20 protein-coding genes and 1 pseudogene are annotated in these 17,618 nt (G+C 72.0%); 17 read left to right on the plus strand and 4 right to left on the minus strand.

Annotated features, from left to right (window positions below):
• The 5 genes and pseudogenes from AC156L_RS21325 to AC156L_RS21345 all read left to right on the plus strand — a co-directional run.
• Nucleotides 1-303, plus strand: a pseudogene (locus tag AC156L_RS21325) (histidine kinase); the annotation flags it as partial.
• 34 nt (nt 304-337) lie between these two features.
• On the plus strand, nt 338-871 hold the full coding sequence (locus AC156L_RS21330; RefSeq protein WP_330878974.1) for a flavodoxin family protein: 534 nt from the start codon (nt 338-340) through the stop codon (nt 869-871).
• 154 nt (nt 872-1,025) lie between these two features.
• Nucleotides 1,026-1,694, plus strand: a complete 669-nt coding sequence (locus tag AC156L_RS21335; RefSeq protein WP_330878973.1) for a CBS domain-containing protein — start codon at nt 1,026-1,028, stop codon at nt 1,692-1,694.
• A 45-nt stretch (nt 1,695-1,739) separates the two neighbouring features.
• Nucleotides 1,740-2,021 (plus strand): DUF1918 domain-containing protein, encoded by a 282-nt coding sequence (locus tag AC156L_RS21340; RefSeq protein WP_330878972.1) that lies wholly within the window; start codon nt 1,740-1,742, stop codon nt 2,019-2,021.
• A 119-nt stretch (nt 2,022-2,140) separates the two neighbouring features.
• Nucleotides 2,141-2,464: a hypothetical protein gene (locus AC156L_RS21345; protein ID WP_330878971.1), complete on the plus strand. Its 324-nt coding sequence runs from the start codon at nt 2,141-2,143 to the stop codon at nt 2,462-2,464.
• Nucleotides 2,465-2,533: 69 nt separating this feature from the next.
• Here AC156L_RS21345 and AC156L_RS21350 read toward each other — a convergent pair whose 3' ends face one another.
• From AC156L_RS21350 to AC156L_RS21360, 3 genes are all read right to left on the minus strand, one after another.
• Nucleotides 2,534-3,379 carry a patatin-like phospholipase family protein gene (locus AC156L_RS21350; protein WP_330878970.1) on the minus strand — a complete coding sequence of 282 codons (846 nt, stop codon included), beginning with the start codon at nt 3,377-3,379 and terminating at the stop codon, nt 2,534-2,536.
• Nucleotides 3,380-3,483: 104 nt separating this feature from the next.
• Nucleotides 3,484-4,503 (minus strand): aldo/keto reductase, encoded by a 1,020-nt coding sequence (locus AC156L_RS21355; protein ID WP_330878969.1) that lies wholly within the window; start codon nt 4,501-4,503, stop codon nt 3,484-3,486.
• A 67-nt stretch (nt 4,504-4,570) separates the two neighbouring features.
• A complete protein-coding gene (locus AC156L_RS21360) occupies nt 4,571-4,954 on the minus strand; it encodes a hypothetical protein (protein WP_330878968.1) in 384 nt (127 codons plus the stop codon).
• Nucleotides 4,955-5,364: 410 nt separating this feature from the next.
• On the opposite strand from AC156L_RS21360, the gene AC156L_RS21365 reads away from it, so the two are divergent.
• The gene (locus tag AC156L_RS21365; protein ID WP_484407194.1) at nt 5,365-5,748 is read left to right on the plus strand and encodes a hypothetical protein; all 384 of its coding nucleotides are present in this window, start codon (nt 5,365-5,367) and stop codon (nt 5,746-5,748) included.
• 313 nt (nt 5,749-6,061) lie between these two features.
• Complete coding sequence (locus AC156L_RS21370; protein ID WP_330878966.1) at nt 6,062-6,697, plus strand: helix-turn-helix transcriptional regulator; 636 nt, start codon at nt 6,062-6,064, stop codon at nt 6,695-6,697.
• 337 nt (nt 6,698-7,034) lie between these two features.
• On the opposite strand, the gene AC156L_RS21375 is transcribed toward AC156L_RS21370, so the two are convergent.
• Nucleotides 7,035-8,198, minus strand: coding sequence for a hypothetical protein (locus tag AC156L_RS21375; RefSeq protein WP_330878965.1), 1,164 nt, complete (start codon nt 8,196-8,198; stop codon nt 7,035-7,037).
• Nucleotides 8,199-8,676: 478 nt separating this feature from the next.
• Between AC156L_RS21375 and AC156L_RS21380 the strand changes: the two genes are divergently transcribed.
• From AC156L_RS21380 to AC156L_RS21425, 10 genes are all read left to right on the plus strand, one after another.
• Entirely contained in the window at nt 8,677-9,315 is a 639-nt protein-coding gene (locus AC156L_RS21380) for a helix-turn-helix transcriptional regulator (protein ID WP_330878964.1), read from the plus strand.
• A gap of 151 nt (nt 9,316-9,466) precedes the next feature.
• On the plus strand, nt 9,467-9,832 hold the full coding sequence (locus tag AC156L_RS21385) for a 6-pyruvoyl trahydropterin synthase family protein (RefSeq protein WP_330878963.1): 366 nt from the start codon (nt 9,467-9,469) through the stop codon (nt 9,830-9,832).
• A 52-nt stretch (nt 9,833-9,884) separates the two neighbouring features.
• The gene (gene folE / locus AC156L_RS21390; RefSeq protein ID WP_330878962.1) at nt 9,885-10,472 is read left to right on the plus strand and encodes a GTP cyclohydrolase I; all 588 of its coding nucleotides are present in this window, start codon (nt 9,885-9,887) and stop codon (nt 10,470-10,472) included.
• Nucleotides 10,473-10,578: 106 nt separating this feature from the next.
• Nucleotides 10,579-11,835: an ATP-grasp domain-containing protein gene (locus tag AC156L_RS21395; RefSeq protein WP_484407196.1), complete on the plus strand. Its 1,257-nt coding sequence runs from the start codon at nt 10,579-10,581 to the stop codon at nt 11,833-11,835.
• A 1-nt stretch (nt 11,836) separates the two neighbouring features.
• Nucleotides 11,837-13,057 carry an MFS transporter gene (locus tag AC156L_RS21400; protein ID WP_330878960.1) on the plus strand — a complete coding sequence of 407 codons (1,221 nt, stop codon included), beginning with the start codon at nt 11,837-11,839 and terminating at the stop codon, nt 13,055-13,057.
• Nucleotides 13,054-13,824 (plus strand): class I SAM-dependent methyltransferase, encoded by a 771-nt coding sequence (locus tag AC156L_RS21405; RefSeq protein WP_330878959.1) that lies wholly within the window; start codon nt 13,054-13,056, stop codon nt 13,822-13,824. Before AC156L_RS21400 ends, AC156L_RS21405 begins: the two co-directional genes overlap by 4 nt.
• 32 nt (nt 13,825-13,856) lie before the next feature.
• Complete coding sequence (gene ectB, locus AC156L_RS21410) at nt 13,857-15,119, plus strand: diaminobutyrate--2-oxoglutarate transaminase (protein ID WP_330878958.1); 1,263 nt, start codon at nt 13,857-13,859, stop codon at nt 15,117-15,119.
• An 11-nt stretch (nt 15,120-15,130) separates the two neighbouring features.
• Nucleotides 15,131-16,120 carry an isopenicillin N synthase family dioxygenase gene (locus AC156L_RS21415; protein WP_330878957.1) on the plus strand — a complete coding sequence of 330 codons (990 nt, stop codon included), beginning with the start codon at nt 15,131-15,133 and terminating at the stop codon, nt 16,118-16,120.
• A 19-nt stretch (nt 16,121-16,139) separates the two neighbouring features.
• Nucleotides 16,140-16,796 carry a 7-cyano-7-deazaguanine synthase gene (locus AC156L_RS21420; protein ID WP_330878956.1) on the plus strand — a complete coding sequence of 219 codons (657 nt, stop codon included), beginning with the start codon at nt 16,140-16,142 and terminating at the stop codon, nt 16,794-16,796.
• Nucleotides 16,797-16,859: 63 nt separating this feature from the next.
• Nucleotides 16,860-17,573, plus strand: a complete 714-nt coding sequence (locus AC156L_RS21425) for a 7-carboxy-7-deazaguanine synthase QueE (protein WP_330878955.1) — start codon at nt 16,860-16,862, stop codon at nt 17,571-17,573.
• The last annotated feature ends 45 nt before the right edge of the window (nt 17,574-17,618 follow it).

Below are 17,618 nucleotides of genomic sequence, written 5' to 3' on the forward strand. Positions count from 1 at the left end.
TGGGGCGGGGTTCACGCCGGATGACGAGGTGGTGCTCCAGGCGTTGGCCGCGGCGGCGGGGGTGGCGATCGAGAACGCGCGGTTGTTCGAGCGGTCGCGGATGCGGGAGCGGTGGTTGGAGGCGACCCCGCGGAGATCAATTCGGAGTTGTTGGGCGGTGCGTCGGCGCAGGACGCGTTGCGGCTCATCGCCCAGCGCATGGTGGAGCTCACCGGCGCGCACTCCTCGATGATCGTGCTGTCGGAGGAGGGCGAGCTGGTCGTCACCGCGGGCGCGGGTCCCGGTGCGGAGGAGATCGTCGGGCGACGAACGCGGGAGACCCGACGAGAGGTGTGCGATGACACGAGCGCTGGTCGTCTACGAGTCGATGTTCGGCAACACGGGGGAGGTCGCGAACGCCGTGGCCAGGGGGATCGCCGCGACGGGGGAGGTGGACGTCGTCGACGTCGGTGCGGCACCGACCACCCTGCCCGACGACGTGGACCTGCTGGTGGTCGGCGCGCCCACCCACGCGTTCGGCCTGAGCAGACCGAGCACCCGCGGGTCGGCCGCCGACCGGGCGGCGGGCGAGGTCGTGTCCACCGGGATCGGTGTGCGCGAGTGGCTGGACTCCCTGCGGCCCCTCGGCACGCCCGCGGCGGTCACCGCCTTCGACACGCGGGTCAAGATCCCGCTGGTGCCCGGCTCCGCCGCCCGCCGCGCCCTCGGCACGCTGCGCCGACTCGGTTTCCCGATGCTCGTGCGGTCCGAGAGCTTCTTCGTCACCGGCACACCGGGCCCGCTCAGGGACGGCGAGGTCGAGCGCGCCGAGCGGTGGGGCGCGAAGCTCGCGGCGGCGCACGCGGCACGCAGGCACGTGCGGGGGAGTTGACGACCGTCGGTGAGCCGCGTGCGACCCGCCCGCGGGACCTTCGCTGCCGTTCCGCGGACTTTCGCCACTGCACCAGCCGAGCCCGTCCGCCGACACTGGGGAGGAGGTCCCGTCGACGGAGGTCGTGGTGCGAGAACCGAGTGTTGACCGGGTGATGACCCGGAACGTGGTCGCCGTCCGAGCCGCCACGCCGTTCAGGGAGCTGGTCGAGCTGCTGGACGGCCGGGGGGTCAGCGCGCTGCCCGTGGTGGACGACCGCGATCGGCCCATCGGCGTCGTGTCGGAGGCGGACCTGCTGCCCGAGGAGGAGTTCCGCGGCGGCACCGAACCGCCGCCGGGGCTGTTGGTCGACCGGGCCCGCAAGGAACGGTGGCGCAAGGCCCTCGGTGTCGTCGCCGGGGACGTGATGACCACGCCGGTCATGACGATCGCCCCCGACGCGCCGGTGAGCGCCGCCGCGCGGCAGCTGGCGAGGTCGGGCGCGCGCAGGCTCTTCGTGGTCGACGCCACCGGGGCGCTCGCGGGTGTGGTCGCCCGCCGCGACCTGCTCGGCCTGTTCCTCCGCGACGACGGGCAGATCCGCTCCGAGGTGCTGGAGCAGGTGTTCCACCGCGTCCTGCTCGTCGATCCGGCGACCGTCGACGTTCGGGTCGACGACGGGGTCGTGACCGTGCGGGGACGTCTGGACCGCCGCACCGACACCGAGCTGGCCGAGCGCCTGGTCCGCGCGGTGCCGGGAGTGGTCGACGTCGTGTCCGACCTCGCGCACGGCTGGGACGACACGGCGATCAAGGTCGACTCGGGCCTGGAGCCAGGGTACTGAACCCCGTTCGACGGAAGAGCGGAAGAGCGGCAGCACCAGGAGGGGATGAGGATGCACGCGGAGACCGGTGACTGGCTGCTCGTCGAACAGCCCATCGCGGACAGGTCGGCGCGCAGGGGGGTGATCGTGGGGGTCCGGCGGTCGGACGGCCGACCGCCCTACGTCGTGCGCTGGCTGGACACCAACCACGAGGCGCTCGTCTACCCCGGCCCCGACGCGCACGTGGTGACCGCCGCCGAGCTGGCCGAGTTGGACGCGCGGGTGGCGGCGCGGGCCCGCGCGGTCCAGCGCTCCACCGATGCGGACCGCGCACCACACCCGCGCTGAGCAGGCGGTACAACACTTCCTTGGCAGATCTCCCACGTGCTTCGGTGACGCTCGGCGGCAGCACCACCCGCCCGAGACCAACCGGATTCGGGTCACCGGCACGTTCCCAAGGAGATCACGTGCAACGCATGCGGAAGTTCCTCGCCGCCGCGGTCGTCGGTTTCGTCGCCACGATCACCGTCACCCTCGGAGCCGCGCCCGCGCAAGCGGCTCCGGCCCCGGTCCCGCCGAGCCGGGAGCAGGTCACGACCCTCGGCGTCGGCGAGTGCGTCGACCACCTCATCAACAGCAACTACTACCCGAGCAACCTGCGCATCTCCATCTGCTCCGCGGCGGCGGCGATCGGCACCCCGAACGCCGCCGTCGCCTGCACGGGTGCGCTGATGGCCACCGGTGTGCGCTTCCTGGTGGCGGGGGCGGCCTGCGCCCTGGCCATCGTGTGATCGACCGGACCGGGGGTGGAGGGCTCCCGCGGGCACCGCTCCGCCCGCGGGAGCCCTTCCGCGCCGCGCTCAGCGGGCGGGCCCGTCCCACACCGCCCGCACGGCCTCCGCGACCGCCGCCGCCTGCGCCCGGCCCGCCTCGGCCGCGGCGGCTCGTCGGGCGGGGTCGAGGACGTTGCCGCCGATCGCCGCGCGCGCCGCGTCGTCCGGGCTCAGCAGGATCGACCGCGCGTCCAGCGCGGCGAGCTGGACGTCCGGGCGACCGGCGCGGCTCAACCCCCTGGTGATCGGCGCGAGGACGACGACCCGCTCGTGGCCCGCGGCCAGGTCGACGTTGGCGAGCGAGCGCATCCCGCCGTCCATGTAGCGGTGGCCGTCGATGGTCACCGGCGGCCACACCAGCGGCACGGCGCAGCTCGCGGCGACGGCGTCGAGGAACGGCACCCCGCTGTCCCGGTCGAACACCGCGAACGAGCCGTCCTCGGCGTTGACGGCCGTGACCCGCAGCGCGCGCTCCGGCCAGCCGCGCTGGGCGAGCCTGCCCTCGAACACCGCACGTCGCTCGGCCTCCGACACCGTCCGCGCGCGCAGCGCGGCCCGGCCCAGACGGGCGCGTTTGCGCTGCCCGGTGCCCGGTAGCGCGTAGGCCGCGGCGTAGCGCAGCACCATGCCGCGGGTCAGCCGGGCCGCGATCTCGTCGCGCGGCGGGCGCAGCTGGTCCGCGTACAGCCGCTCCAGGGGCGTGCCGCCCGCGAGCTGGGCCGCGACGACGGAGCCCGCCGACGTCCCGATCAGCAGGTCGGCCCCGGTCAGGTCCACCCCCGCCTCGGCCAGCCCGTGCACCAGACCGATCTCCCAGGCGATCCCGGTGACCCCGCCACCGCCCAGCACCACCGCGCGTTCCTCGTCGTCCACGGCTCCACGATGCCGGCACGGGCGTCGCGGGCCCGTACCGGTCGCTGCCTGCGGGGACTCCGCCGTTCTGCGCCGGGGGTCGACCGGGGGTGACGGCCCACCGGTCACCCGACGCGGGCCGACACCTCGTCCAGCGCCGCCGTCTCCTCCGCGGTGAGCTCGAACTCGGCCGACGCCAGCAGGGCGGGCAGCTGGTCGACCGTGCGGGCGCTCGCGATCGGCGCGACGACACCGGGACGGCCGCGCAGCCAGGCGATGGCCACCGTCGACATCGCCACCCCGCGGGCGGACGCGACGTCCTCCACGGCCTTGACGACGGCGAACCCGGCCTCGGTGAAGTACCGGCTCGCCAGGACCCGCCGGAGCCGTTCGCCGAACTCCTGCCTGTTGCTGCGGTTCTTGCCGGTGAGGAGGGCACCGATCACCGCGAAGTACGGCGCCGCCCTGCCGAGCGGGCCGACCTCGCGGTACTTGCCGGTGAGGAACCCGCTCGCCAGGGCGAAGTACGGCACGGCGGCGATCCCCTCGTCGGCGAGCAGGGGAGCGATCTCGCGCTCGTAGCGGCGGCGCGTCACGAGGTTGTAGTCCGGCTGGACGACGGCGGGCGGCTCGTAGCCCTCGCGGCGGGCGATGTCGAGCCACTCCCGGATCCGCGGGGCGCTGTAGTTCGACAGGGCCACCACGCGGATCTTGCCCGCTCGGTGCAGGGAGTCGAACGCGGCGGCGGTCTCGGCGAGCGGGGTCCTCCGGTCGTCGAAGTGGGCGTAGTAGACGTCGACGTGGTCGACCCCCAGCCGGACCAGGGACGCCTCCAGCGCCGCCGTGACGGTGGGGGCGGCGAGTCCCTTGAACTCGGGGTGCCGGCTCACCTTGGTGCCGATGACCACGCTGTCGCGGTTGCCCCGCGCCGCCAGCCACGAGCCGATGATCGTCTCCGACTCGCCGCCGGAGTTGCCGGGCACGGAGGAGGTGTAGCTGTCCGCGGTGTCGATGAAGTTGCCGCCGCCCGCGACGAAGGCGTCCAGGACCCGGTGCGAGTTCTCCTCGTCACTGGTCCACCCGAACGTGTTGCCGCCGAGCACCAGCGGGAAGACGTCGACGTCGGTGCGACCGAGCCGTGCCATCGAAGATCCTTACCTTGGGGGGAAAGCGATCCAACGCCCGGCGACCCTATCGGCCGTCGGGAGGCCGTCACAAGCCGGCGCGGTGCGCCAGGCCGTCCGCGAGGAGGCCGGGGCCCGCCTCGAACGCCGAGCCGTGGCCGACCGGCGAGAGGTCGGCGGGCAGGTCCGCGCCGCCGTCGGGACCGGGGTCCGCCTGCTCCTCCAGGACGCTGCCGACCGTGAAGCGGCCCGCGGCCAGCGCCGTCCGCGCGTGCTGCTCGGGCAGGCGTGACGAGGAACTCCAGCTTGCGGCGGAGCCGGTCGAGGTCGGCGGTGGGCGTGGTGCCCGCGTGCAGCCTCGCGCCGTCGCGGCGCGGCGGCGGCGTGCGGCGGACGCTGCGGGTGCTGTCCGGAACCACTCGCGCCAGTCGTCGCCGGGCACGGGCAGGGGTTGCGCCGCGTGGGGCGCCATCGCCGCCTCCGCCACGGCGGCGAGGAGGTCCTTCTTGGCGCGGAAGTGCCAGCAGGGCGACGGCTGCTCAACAATCCCTCGCTGACGGGGCAACCCTGAAAATCACTCACAGAGGGATTCCGGGGTGGTCATGACCGGGGGAGCACGGACGCGGTCGCCGCGGGTCCTCGTCCGCGACACCCGCACTGTTCCGGGTGGCCGCCAGATCACGCGCCGCAGCCACGACCCGACCGAGACGCGGGTGTACTTCGTGCCGAGGGAGTCCGAGGAGGCGTCGGCGGTCCACCGCGCGCCCGTGCGGCGGCGGCAGGAGTTCTGGGCGGACGGGTTCCGCGACGCGGGGTGGCGGACCGAGCGCTTCGTCGACGCGTGGGGCCAGCCCGTTCTTCCACTCCCAGGAGGTCGTCCAGGTGCGCGCCGACACCTGGTCGAGGGGGAGCGTCGTCCTGGTGGGCGACACCGCGCGCTTGCAGCGGGACGGGCGCCTCCGGCGCGCTGTCGGCGCCCACGTCCTGGCGGGAGAGGTCAACCGGCACCCGGACGACCTGCCGACCGCGCCGGCGAACCACGACCGGGTGCCGCGGCCGTTCGTCGACGCGATCCAGGGCGAGGTGGAACCGCGCCTGCTGCGCCTGGCCGTGCCGAGGACCCGGCGCGCGGTCGACGCCCTCCGGACCGTCACCGCGCCGGCGCGCCTCCTGCGCGTCCCCGACCTCGCCGCGCGCTTCGCGACGGACGACCGCGGCGGTGGCCGGCGGCTGCCCGAGGACCCGGCTCCGGTCGGCGCCGCCTGAGGCGGGTCGCGCGCGCCCGTGCCGCGCCCTGGTGCGTGCGTCACAGCGCGCCGCCCACGGGTGGTGCGGGCCGGGTCGGACACGGCACGTCACCGGCACCTCCGTGTCCGAAAAGCGGGCGATTCCTCCCCATCACGGTTACTTGACCGGTTTAGTACCTGTCGCTACTGTCGAAGTGTCCCGTTACAGTCGCATTACGCTCCGCTATGCCGTCGCGTATTCGTTGTGTTCGCCCCGCGCGTCCACCTGGTGGGCCTGCGGGGTGTTTGTCTGTTTCGGAGTGCGTGGCGGCCCAGCCCGAAGGATTGTTCTCATGGTTGTGCACAAAATCGCGGTCGTCGTGCACGGCGGTGACCCGCTGTCCCGAGCGGGCCTCGCAGGCTTCCTGGAGCAGCAGCGCTCGCTGGTGGTGCTCGACGAGGACGTCGCCGTCGCCGACCGCGCGAACGGGGTCGCGGTCGTGCTCGACGACCGGGTGGACCCCGTCGGCGTGGTCCGGTTGCGCAAGCTCGTCCTCAGCACGAACCAGAAGGTCGTGCTGGTGACCGGCGAGCTGAGCGAGCTCCAGGTCGAGATGGTGCTCGACGCGGGGGTGCAGTGCGTCGTCTGGCGGCACCAGGCCACGGGGGAGCGGCTGGTGAGGGCGGTGGAGACCGCGGCGCGCGGCGAGGGCGACGTGCCGTCCGACCTGCTCGCGCGGCTGCTGGCGCAGCTGCGGGGCGCGCACCGGCGGACGGGGACGTCGCTGCCGCCCGCCGCCGAGCCCACGCCGCGCGAGCTGGGGGTGCTCCGGCTCGTCGCCGAGGGCCTGGACACCAAGGAGATCGCGGACCAGCTCGCGTACTCCGAGCGCACGGTCAAGGGCGTGCTGCACGACGTGATGGTGCGCAGACGGCTGCGCAACCGGGCGCACGCGGTCGCGTTCGCGGTGCGCGAGGGCTACATCTGATCCGCCTCCGGGGAGCCGCGTCGCGGGAATTGCACGAAAAGACCGTCCGAATTTACATTTTCGGGCAGGCCCGCTTCGGTGAGAATGGCGATGTCCCGTCATCCCGAATCGCAGGGGTAAAGGGGCCCGAACCACGCTGTTCGAGGTGGGCGGCCCCGGCCGAGCGGAGGTGGCTTTGTCGTTCAGCCCGTACATCGGCCGAATGCTCGACGACCTCGCGCTGTACTTCTCGACCAGGCGGAGCGCTCGGCCCGTCGACGAACCGTCACCGACGGTGAACGGTCCTGTCGAGCCCGAGCCCCGCCCGGTGGAGCGGGGGGACTGATCCCGCGGCGCGTCACCGGCCGGAGCCGGAGGCCAGCACCGTGGGCAGCCCCGCCAGGAACTGGTCCAGGTGCACGGCGCGGACGTCGTCGTTGCCCGCGCACTTGTGGGACAGGTCGTAGCGAGCCGGTCGGGAGTCGTCGTGGAAGTACACCGCTCGCGGTCGCAGGTCGTCGGTCAGCTCGAACACCGGGTTCGCCACCAGGAAGTCCCGCACCGCGGGGGTGTCCCGGTTGGCCCGCCACCACACCCGCAGCCTGCCGTTGTGGTTGGGGGCCACGGTGATCGTCGGGCCGAACCGGCGCTTCCACTGGAAGATGCCCTGGCTGATCCACGCCTCCACCGCGCCGAAGTCGACGCGCGAGCAGCCGTTGTCGTCGGCCCACCCGAGCAGCAGGTGGTAGAGCGCCTTGAGGGCGCCGTCGTCGTGGTGGACCTGGCTCCCGTCGCGCACGCCCAGCAGGCGCACCGTGAGCACGGAGCCGTCCGGGCTGCGGTGGCACAGCACGCCCGCGGTCCGCAGCCCGTCGACGACGGCGAACGCGAGCAGACCCCGGCGGAACAGGCACTCGTGCGCCCGCGCCTTGGTCTCGTTGCGGGTCCGCTCGCCGTGCCGCAGCTCCATCGTCGGCACGTGCATCCGGTCGTAGAACAGGTCGAAGGACTCCTCGTCGGTGGCGACGTCGATCGCCACCTCGCGGCTGTTGCGCAGGGCGTTGAACCACTGGCGCTCCCGCTTGGAGACCCCGCGCCGCCAGGAGCCGTCGCCGGTCAGGTCGACCGACAGGTGCATCCGGTACGGCAGGACGAGGGCGCTGTCCCTCGGCAGGGAACCGATCTGCGCGGCCGTTCCGCTCACGGCCACCAGGTCGGCGTCCGGCAGGCCGCCGGGCCGGAACAGCCGCCCCCGGTCCAGCAGGTGCTCGCGGCGGTCGGTGGTCGCGACACCGCCGATCTCGCGGCGCTGCTCCAGCAGCTGCCGGATCACCACGCCGTGGTGCACGCCCGCGTACCCGATGCTCGGGCCGTCCGGATCGGCCTCCGACACCGCTGACGTCGCGCGTCGGAGCCGCGTGTCGACCGCGCTGCGCAGCGCGACGAGCCGCGGGTTCTCGCTCTGGTCCCAGGAGTACCCGGCGCGCATGCGCCACCGGTGCGTCTCGGTGAGGATGTTCATGCAGGACGACTCCTCGTCTTCGTTCGAGGCTGTCGCGGAGCCCGTCGCGGTCGGTGGTCCGCTCGGTGTGCAACCGATCATGCTCACGCCGGGCGGGAGGGGGAACGTTCGACCGGACGGACTTTTCGTGCAGGGTTCCGATGGCTGGGAATTCATCTGTGGCGATGGTCACCGAAGAAGTTCCGCCCACTTGTGGCAACAATACGCCCATTCGGGTGGGGAAACGCCCGCCCTACTCGACAGCACTCCGGCCATATCGGATCCGGGCGATCGCCGCAAGGGGGCGTGCGGATTGTGCGATGGTGGGTCCCACGCTTTGGGTATTCGCAGGTGGACGCCATTCGCGGTGGTGAGGGCATTTCCCTGTAACACCCCTTGCCTGCCCAATGTCGGCAGGTTTCCGCCAGGCGTCTCGATTGGAGCCCCGGCGGTATGCGGAAGCTACTCTGGAGTCCTGTCCAGCGTTAAGGATCACCGCATGTCGACGCACAGAATCCCAGTGGTCGTGTACGACGGCGACCCGTTGTCCCGCGCGGGTGTCATCGAGTTCCTGGAGGACCGGCCCGACGTGGTCGTCCTCGACGAAGCCGGTCGGTCGGACGCCGACCGCGCGTGGAGCGTGGGGGTTGTCCTGGTCGACGTCCTCGACGCCGGCGCCGTGGTCCGGTTGCGGACGCTGGTCGCGGACATGGGCGGACGGGTCGTGCTCGTCGTCGGCGACCTCGACGAACCGCAGGTCGAGATGGTGCGCGGCCTGGGTGCCCGCAGCGTGGTCCACCTCCACCACATCACCCCCGCACGCCTGGTCAAAGCGGTGCGGAGCGTGTTCCGCGGTGGTGGCGACTCGGCGGTGAACATGCTGTCCCACCTGTCCGCGCAGGCCCGCGGCTCGCGCAGGGGCAGGCGCGAGAGCATCTCGGCCGAGGCCGTCCCCACGGAGCGGGAGCTGGAGGTGCTCAGACTCGTCTCGGAGGGGTTCGACACCAGGGAGATCGCCGAACGCCTCTCGCTGTCCGAGCGAACGGTAAAGGGCGTGCTGTCCGACGTGATGAGGCGCAAGCATTTGAGGAATCGGGCACACGCGGTCGCGTTCGCCGTGCGCGAAGGCTATATTTGACCACCCTCGGATCCGCTGATATGTGAATCGATGGCGACGGCCTGCACGAAAAGTCCGTCCGGACGGACGTTCCGTCTCCCGATCGACGTGAGCATGATCGGTTTTGCATCGATGTGAATCGCATATCTCCTCGTCGAGAGGGACGGAATCCATGCCTCTGCGCATCACCAAGAAGTTTGAATTCTCGGCCAGTCACCAACTCACGGGACTGCACGACGGCCACCAATGCGCACGGCTGCACGGGCACAACTACGTCGTCGAACTGGAGCTTTCCGCGGCCACGGTCGACGACCTCACGCCGACCGGATTCGTGCGCGACTACGGCGACCTGTCGACGTTCAAGACGTGGCTCGACAAAACGCTCGACCACCAGCACCTCAACGACATCGTCCCCGGAAACCCGACGGCCGAGAACATGGCGGTCTGGATGTTCGACCAGTGGGCCGCCGAGTACCCCGAACTCACCGCCACCCGCGTGTCCGAAACGCCCAAGACCTGGGCCGAGTACCGACCCTGACACCGGCCGTCCACTCCCCGGATCCCGCGGCACAGAGAGGCTCCACGCCACCATGACGACCCACGCCGGACGCGACATCATCGACCTGGCCGAACCACCGGACGAGGACCCGCTCGTCGACGTGGCGCGGCAACTGCTCAAGGAGATCGGCGAGGACCCCGACCGCGACGGGCTCAGGGACACCCCCCAGCGCTTCGCCCGCTGGTGGCGAGAGTTCGTCGACTACCACCCCGGTACCGTCGAGACGCTCTTCGAGTCCACGACCACCAGCCAGCTCGTGATCGTCTCCGACATCCGCGTCTGGTCGCTGTGCGAGCACCACCTCCTGCCGTTCAACGCGGCCGTCACCATCGCCTACCGGCCGACCGGGCACCTGCTCGGGCTGTCGAAGTTCGCCCGCGTCGCGCACCGCCACGCCCACAAGCTCCAGGTCCAGGAGCGGCTCGTGGCCGACATCGCGCACGACATCACCACCATCACCGGCACCCCGGACGTCGCCGTCATCGCCCGCGGCGAGCACCTCTGCATGACGATGCGCGGCATCAAGGCCAGCGCGCTGATGACGTCCACGGCCTACCACGGCGCCTTCGCCACCGACAGCGCGCTGCGCGGCGAACTGCTCTCCCTCGCCCGTCCCTGATCCGGGGGCACACCCGGCGGACCGGCCGCGCCAGGCCGGTGGCGCCGCTCCCTCCCGTGCCCCGACCACGCACCTGGACACGCCACCACTCCAGAGGAAACACCTGATGACAGAGGAAGCACCCGCGGTCCTGCTGGTCGACCCGATCCGCACCGGGGCCAGGTACAAGGCCGCAGCCCGCGAACTCGGGTTCACCGTCGTGTCGGTGTACACCGTGGAGTACAGCGCGGGCAGCCCCGGCCACGAGGTGGGCGACGACGTGTCGCTGTACGCGTCGGACGTCGACGAGGTCGCCAAGCAGGTCGCGGACCGCGGGCTGGACGTGCGCGCCGTCCTGCCGACGTTGGACACGGCCGTGTACCTGGCCGACATGATCGCGGACCGCCTCGGCCTGCCGGGCAACGACCACGCGCTCGCCTGGGCCAGGCGCAACAAGGCGGCCATGCGGCAGCGGGCGCGCGACAGCGGCCTGCGGGTGCCGGAGTTCCGGCTCGTGCCCACGGAGGGGATCGCCGAGGCGATCGGGGAGATCGGGTTTCCCGCCATCGTCAAGCCCACCATGGGGTCCTGTTCGCAGGGTGTCGTGGTGATCTCCGACGAGGGGTCGCTCGGCGCGCTGGACGGGTTGGTCACCCACGACGTGTTCGACGAGCCCATCACCGAGTGGCTGGTGGAGCACTACGTCCGGGGCCGCGAGTTCGCGGTCAACCACTACAGCGCGGACGGCGAGCACCGCCTGGTCGACATCTGGGAGTACCGCCAGCCCGGCGACGGCGACTACGACTTCCCGGTGTGGGAGACCGTCCAGATCGACGGGACGGACCCGGACTTCGCGCGGCTGAGCGACTACGTGCGCGACGTCCTCGACACCTACGGCATCCGCCGCGGCCCGAGCCACACCGAGGTGAAGTGCAACGCCGACGGCGTGTACCTCATCGAGGTCGGCGCCCGGCAGCCCGGCGGGCCCGCGATGGAGATGTGGGGCCGCTACAGCGACCTCATGCGGCCCTACCACGACTCCATCGAGTGCTACCTCGGCCGCCGACCGTCCATCATGGACCGTTCGCCGGACTTCCGGGCGGTCTTCGGCTCCCTGGTCATCCGCAACGACGAGGCCCCCGGCACGCTGCGGGCGGTGCACGGGATCGAGGCGCTGGACGGCCTACCCGGCATCGACCGGGTCATGGTGGAGTGCGCCCCCGGCGACCACGTCCCCCTGACCCGCGACAGCCTCAACATCCCGGTCAGCGTGTTCGTCACCGGTCCCGACCAGGACGCGGTGATCGCCACCCTGGCGACCGTCCGATCGCTGGTGACGCTGGAGATCGAGCCCGACCCGGTCCCCGCGGGCGTGAACGGCTGACATGACCCAGACGCGCGGCACGAGGTCGTTCGGCTTCGTGGAGACCTACCGGGACGTGCTGTCCACACCGGTCGACCGGCGGCTCGCGGTCGTGAGCCTGCTGTCGAAGATCCCGTACAGCATGTTCCCCGTCAGCGCGGTGCTGCTGCTGTCGCCCCGCTACTCCTACGGGGCGGCGGGCAGCGCGGCGGGGGTGATGCTGGTCGCGACCGCGGTGACCAGTCCGCTGCGCGGCAGGCTGGTCACCGGTCGGTCGGGCCGCGTGGTGCTGCTGCTGTGCCTGCTCGGCTACCTGCTCGGCGTCGCCGGGCTGGTCGTCGGCGCGTCGCAGCGGCTGCCGTTCGCCGTCGTGCTGCTGGCGGCGTGCGCGGCGGGGCTGTTCGTGCCGCCTGCGGGCATCCTGCTGCGCTCCCACTGGACGGCGACCGACCGGCTGCGCGGCAGGCCGTCGGGCAACGCGATGGAGTCCGCGCTGATGGACGCCACGCTCATCACCGGCCCGGTGCTGGCCACCTGGCTGAGCGTGTCCGCGCGCCCGGAGGTGCCCTTCATCGCCATCGGGGTGCTCACCGCGGTCGCGGTGCTGCTGCTCGCGGCGCCCGGCGGCGGGAGCGCCCCGACGTCCACGCCGCCCAGTTCGGCGCCCCGGTGGGCGTCCCGGTCGCTGTTCGCCGCGTTCGGGGCGCTGTTCCTCTTCGCCGCCGCGCTGTCCGCGATCGAGATCGCTCTGCCCATCCACGCCCAGCAGCAGGGCGTGACCGGCTACAGCGGTTGGTTCCTGGCCTGCATGTCCATCGGCAGCATCGTCGGCGCGCTCGCGCTCGGGGCGTCCTCGACGCTGGTGTCGGTGAAGCTGCCCGCGCTGCTCGCGTGCTTCGCCGCCGGGGCGTGCGTGCTGGGTCTGGCGATGCTGGTGTCGCCGATCGCCGTGCTGGCCGCGTGCCCGCTCGCGGGACTGGCCATCGGCACGACGTTCGCCCGCTTCTACGGCGCGCTCGGCGAGCTGACCCCGACCGGCGCCGACGGCGTCGTGCAGGGCTGGGCCACCAGCGTCACCATGGTCGGCTTCGCCGTCGGCAGCGCCGCGGGAGCGGCGCTCGCGGGCGCGCACGGAGCACCGGCCTTCCTGTTCCTGTCACCGGTCGCGGGCGCGGCCGCGACCGTCCTCGTGCTGGCGGCCCGTGCCAGGCCGACCGGCACCCACCCGGAGGGGCAACGATGAACTCGGAGTTCTACTCGAAGGTCGCGGACAGGTTCGGGGGTTACTCCAGCGGGGCCAAGCGCACCGAGGTCTTCCCGGACGGCGACCCGGAGGACGCCTTCGACGAGATCACGACGCGCCACGGCCACCCGGACGCGGCACTGCTGGACGTCGGCTGCGCCGACGGCCGCAACCTGCTGCGGATCGCCCCCGAGTTCGGGCGGGTCCACGCCATCGACATGGCGCGGGAGATGCTCGACTCAGCAGTGAGGCACCGCGCGGGCTCCGGTCTGCGCCACGTCGAGTTCGAGCTGAGGGACGCCTCGGCGACCGGCTACCCCGACGAGTCGTTCGACGTGGTCACCTCCCGCCGCGGCCCGCTGTTCACGCGGGAGTACCTGCGCGTGCTCAAGCCCGGCGGTTCCCTGGTGTACCTGGGGATCGGCGAGCAGGACGTGCGCGAGCTGAAGGAGGTCTTCGGCCGGGGGCAGCTCCACGGCCGGTGGGACGACGTGCCCCAGGCCACGCAGGCGCGCGCCGAACTGGAGGCCGCGGGCTTCACGACCGCGCGCGAGCAGAACTTCACCTACGAGGAGTTCTTCCTCGACGCGGGCGAACTCGACACGTTCCTGCACATGGTCCCGATCTTCGAGGACTACGACTCGGAAGCCGACGGCGAGCTGTTCTCCCGCTACGTCGCAGCGGCTTCCTCCGACCGCGGTGTCCGCCTCGGCAGGCACTGGTTCCTGCTGCACGTCCGGAAACCGGCGAGCCCGAGCCGCTCCTGACGCGCGCCACCCAGCGCAGAACGGATCGTGACATGACCATCTTCGAAGACCTCGAGTCCGAGGTGCGGAGCTACAGCCGGGTTTGGCCCGTCGTGTTCGACCGCGCCGAGGGCAGCACGCTCTACTCGGAGGACGGCAAGCCCTACCTGGACTTCTTCGCCGGGGCCGGAGCGCTCAACTACGGCCACAACAACCCGGTGCTGAAGGACGCCCTGCTCGACTACATCAGCAGGGACGGCGTCTCGCACGCGCTGGACATGTTCACCGTGGCCAAGCGCGACTTCCTCCAGACCCTCGACGACGTCGTGCTGCGACCGCGCGCACTCGACTACAAGGTCGTCTTCCCCGGTCCCGGCGGGGCCAACGCGGTCGAGGCGGCGCTCAAGCTCGCCCGCGAGGTGACGGGCCGCCACCAGGTCGTCAGCTTCACCAACTCCTTCCACGGCATGACGTTGGGCGCGCTGGCGGTCAGCGGCAACGCGACCAAGCGCGCCGCGGCGGGCGTGCCGCTGGCGCACACGACCCCGATGCCCTACGACGGGTACCTCGACGGCGCGCTGCCGGACTCCCGCTACCTGGAGCGGCTGCTGTCCGACGCGGGCAGCGGGCTGGACCGCCCCGCCGCCGTGGTCGTCGAGACCGTGCAGGGCGAGGGCGGCCTGGGGACCGCGCGCGCCGAGTGGCTGCGCGACCTGGCCGACCTGTGCCGCAGGCACGGGGTGCTGGTGATCGTCGACGACGTGCAGATGGGCTGCGGGCGCACCGGCGCGTTCTTCAGCTTCGAGGACGCCGGGATCGTGCCGGACATCGTGTGCCTGTCGAAGTCCATCGGCGGCTACGGCCTGCCGCTGGCGCTCACGCTCATCCGCCGCGACCTCGACGTCTGGCAGCCCGGCGTGCACAACGGCACGTTCCGGGGCGTCAGCCCGGCGTTCGTGACCGGCGCGCAGGCGCTGCGGACCTACTGGAGCGACGACGTCCTGGAGAAGTCCACCAGGGCCAGGGGCGACCGCGTCACGGCGGCGCTGGAGGACGTCGTGGCCGCCCACCGCGGCGCGGGCCTCCAGGTGCGGGGCAGGGGACTGGCCGTGGGACTGCGGCTGCCCGAACCCGGCGCGGCGAGCGAGGTGTGCGCCGCGGCGTTCCGCGACGGCCTGCTGGTCGAGACCTCCGGCGCGCACGACGACGTGGTGAAGCTGCTGCCGCCGCTGACCACGAGCGACGACGAGATCGACGAAGGACTGCGCATCATCCGGACCAGCGTGAGCTCCGTTCTCACGCGGTCACGTCATTGAGGAGAGCAGCTGTGAAGACGACCGTCCCGTCCGTCGACCTGGAGCAGTGGCTGACCGCCTCCGCCGACAAGCGAGAGCACGTCGCGGCCGAGCTGGACGCGGCACTGCGGAGCACGGGCATGTTCCTGCTCGACGGGCACGGGGTGCCGCGCGAGGTGATCGACGAGTTCCGCGCACGGGCCAAGGAGTTCTTCGCCCTGCCGCGCGAGGTCAAGGCCCGCTACGCCATCGAGGCCGCCTACGACAGCGGCTGGCTGGAGATGCACCCCGGCGGTGGCGTCGGCGTGCCGAGGGAGGAGGGCGAGGAGGCGCCGAGCGCGCCCGACCTGCACGAGTCCTTCTACGCCAGCCCGACCCACAGCACCGGCAGCCCTGACCTGGACCGGATCTACTACCCGGCCAACCGCTGGCCCGAGGAGATGCCCGAGCTGAGGGCCGCGGCCGAGGCCTACACCGGCCACATGGTGCGGGTCGCCGAGGGCGTCAACCGGCTGCTGGCCTCGGTGCTGGGGCTGCCGGAGGACTACTTCACCTCCCGCGCCACCAAGTCGACCTGGACGCAGAACGCGAGCTGGTACCCGTCGCTCAACGCCGTCGGCGGGGTCGCCAGCGGCCAGCTCCGCAACGGCCCGCACACCGACCTCGGCACGTTCACCGTCCTGAGCCGCCAGCTCGGCGTCGGCGGGCTCCAGGCGTGGAACGAGGAGGACGACTGGTTCGCGCCGCCCTACGGCCCCGACTCGCTGATCGTCAACCTCGGCGACCTCATGGAGCAGTGGACCGACGGCCGCTGGAGGGCGCTCAAGCACCGCGTGCTGGCCCCCAGCCCCACCGCACCCGACGAGGAGCTGCTGTCGCTGGTGTTCTTCTTCGAGACCGACCCGGAGACCGTGGTGGAGCCGCTGGCCGAGCCGATCGGCGGCGGCGCGGGGATGCCCACCGCGGTGGCCCGCCACGCGGTCCTCGCGAAGCTCGGCGTCGTGATCGAACCCACCTCCTGACCGGACGGGGAACGTTCCCTTGAGCAAGATCATCGCAGTGGTGTCCGGCGGGATCGACTCCGTCGTCATGGCGCACCACCTGGCCGAGCGGGGCCACACCCTGCACGTGCTGTCCATCGACTACGGGCAGCGCCACGACAAGGAGCTGGCGTTCGCGCGCGCGGCGGCCGACCGGCTCGGGTTCCCCTACGAGCAGGCCGACCTGAGCGCGGTGAAGAGCGTCTTCCGCGGCTCGTCGCTGACCGACCGGACGGTCGAGGTGCCGAAGTTCGGCACGCCGACCACCCGCAACCCGAACATCGTGCCCAACCGCAACGCGCTGCTGCTGTCGGTGGCGTTCGCGCTGGCGGTCGTGGAGGAGGCCGACGCCGTCGCGTTCGGCGTCATGGCCGACGACGTGGGTCCCTCCGACACCTCGCCGGAGTTCCTCACGCGGTTCCTGGCCATGGAGAAGGTGGCCACCGCGCGTCCCGAACTCGACCTGCTCGCGCCGCTGATCGAGCTGCACAAGACCGGCGTGGTGTCTCTGGGCGAGGAGCTCGGGGTGCCGTGGGAGCAGACGTGGACCTGCTTCCGCGGCGAGGAGCTGCACTGCGGGGTGTGCGCGGCCTGCGCCGAACGGCGCGGGGCATTCGACGAGCTCGGGGTCAAGGACCCCACCGAGTACGCCGAGTAGGGAAGTTCCAGCCGACCACCGGGCGAGCGCTCGGAGTCACGACACACGAGGAGGTGGTGCCTTGTGGAACCGGAACTCGTGGTCAACGAGATCTTCGGCCCCACGGTCCAGGGCGAAGGACGGTCGATGGGGCGCAGGTGCGCGTTCCTGCGGCTCGGCGGGTGCAACCTGTCGTGCCACTGGTGCGACACCCCGTACACCTGGGACTGGCAGGGCGTGAGCGCGAGCGGGGTGAAGTACGACCCCAAGGTGGAGCTGCACCGCAGGACGGTCGCCTCGGTCGCGGAGGAGCTGCTGGCCTTCGGGGTCGACATGGTGGTCATCTCCGGCGGAGAGCCGCTGGGCCAGCAGGCGCGGCTCGTGCCGCTGATCGACATCCTCGTGCGCAACGGGGTCGAGATCGAGATCGAGACGAACGGCACCCACGCGCCCGCGCCCGAGCTGGTCGACGCGGGCGTCCGCTTCAACGTCTCGCCGAAGCTCGCGCACTCGGGCGACCCGGAGGCGCGCCGGATCATCCCGGCGTCGCTGACGAGCCTGGCGACGACACCTGAGACGATGTTCAAGTTCGTCTGCCGGGACACCGACGACCTCGACGAGGTCGCCGGACTGGTCGACCGCTTCGCCATCACGTCGGTGTGGATCATGCCGGAGGGGCAGAGCGGCGACGAGATCGGCAAGCACATGGAGAACCTGGCCGACGAGGTCGTCGACCGGGGTTGGAACCTCACCACCAGGCTGCACACCCTGGTGTGGGGCAAGAAGCGCGCGGTGTGACGGCGGTGGGGGCGGGCCCGGCCCGTCCCCACCACCCCGCCGCCC

The sequence above is a fragment of the Umezawaea sp. genome (assembly GCF_057122925.1).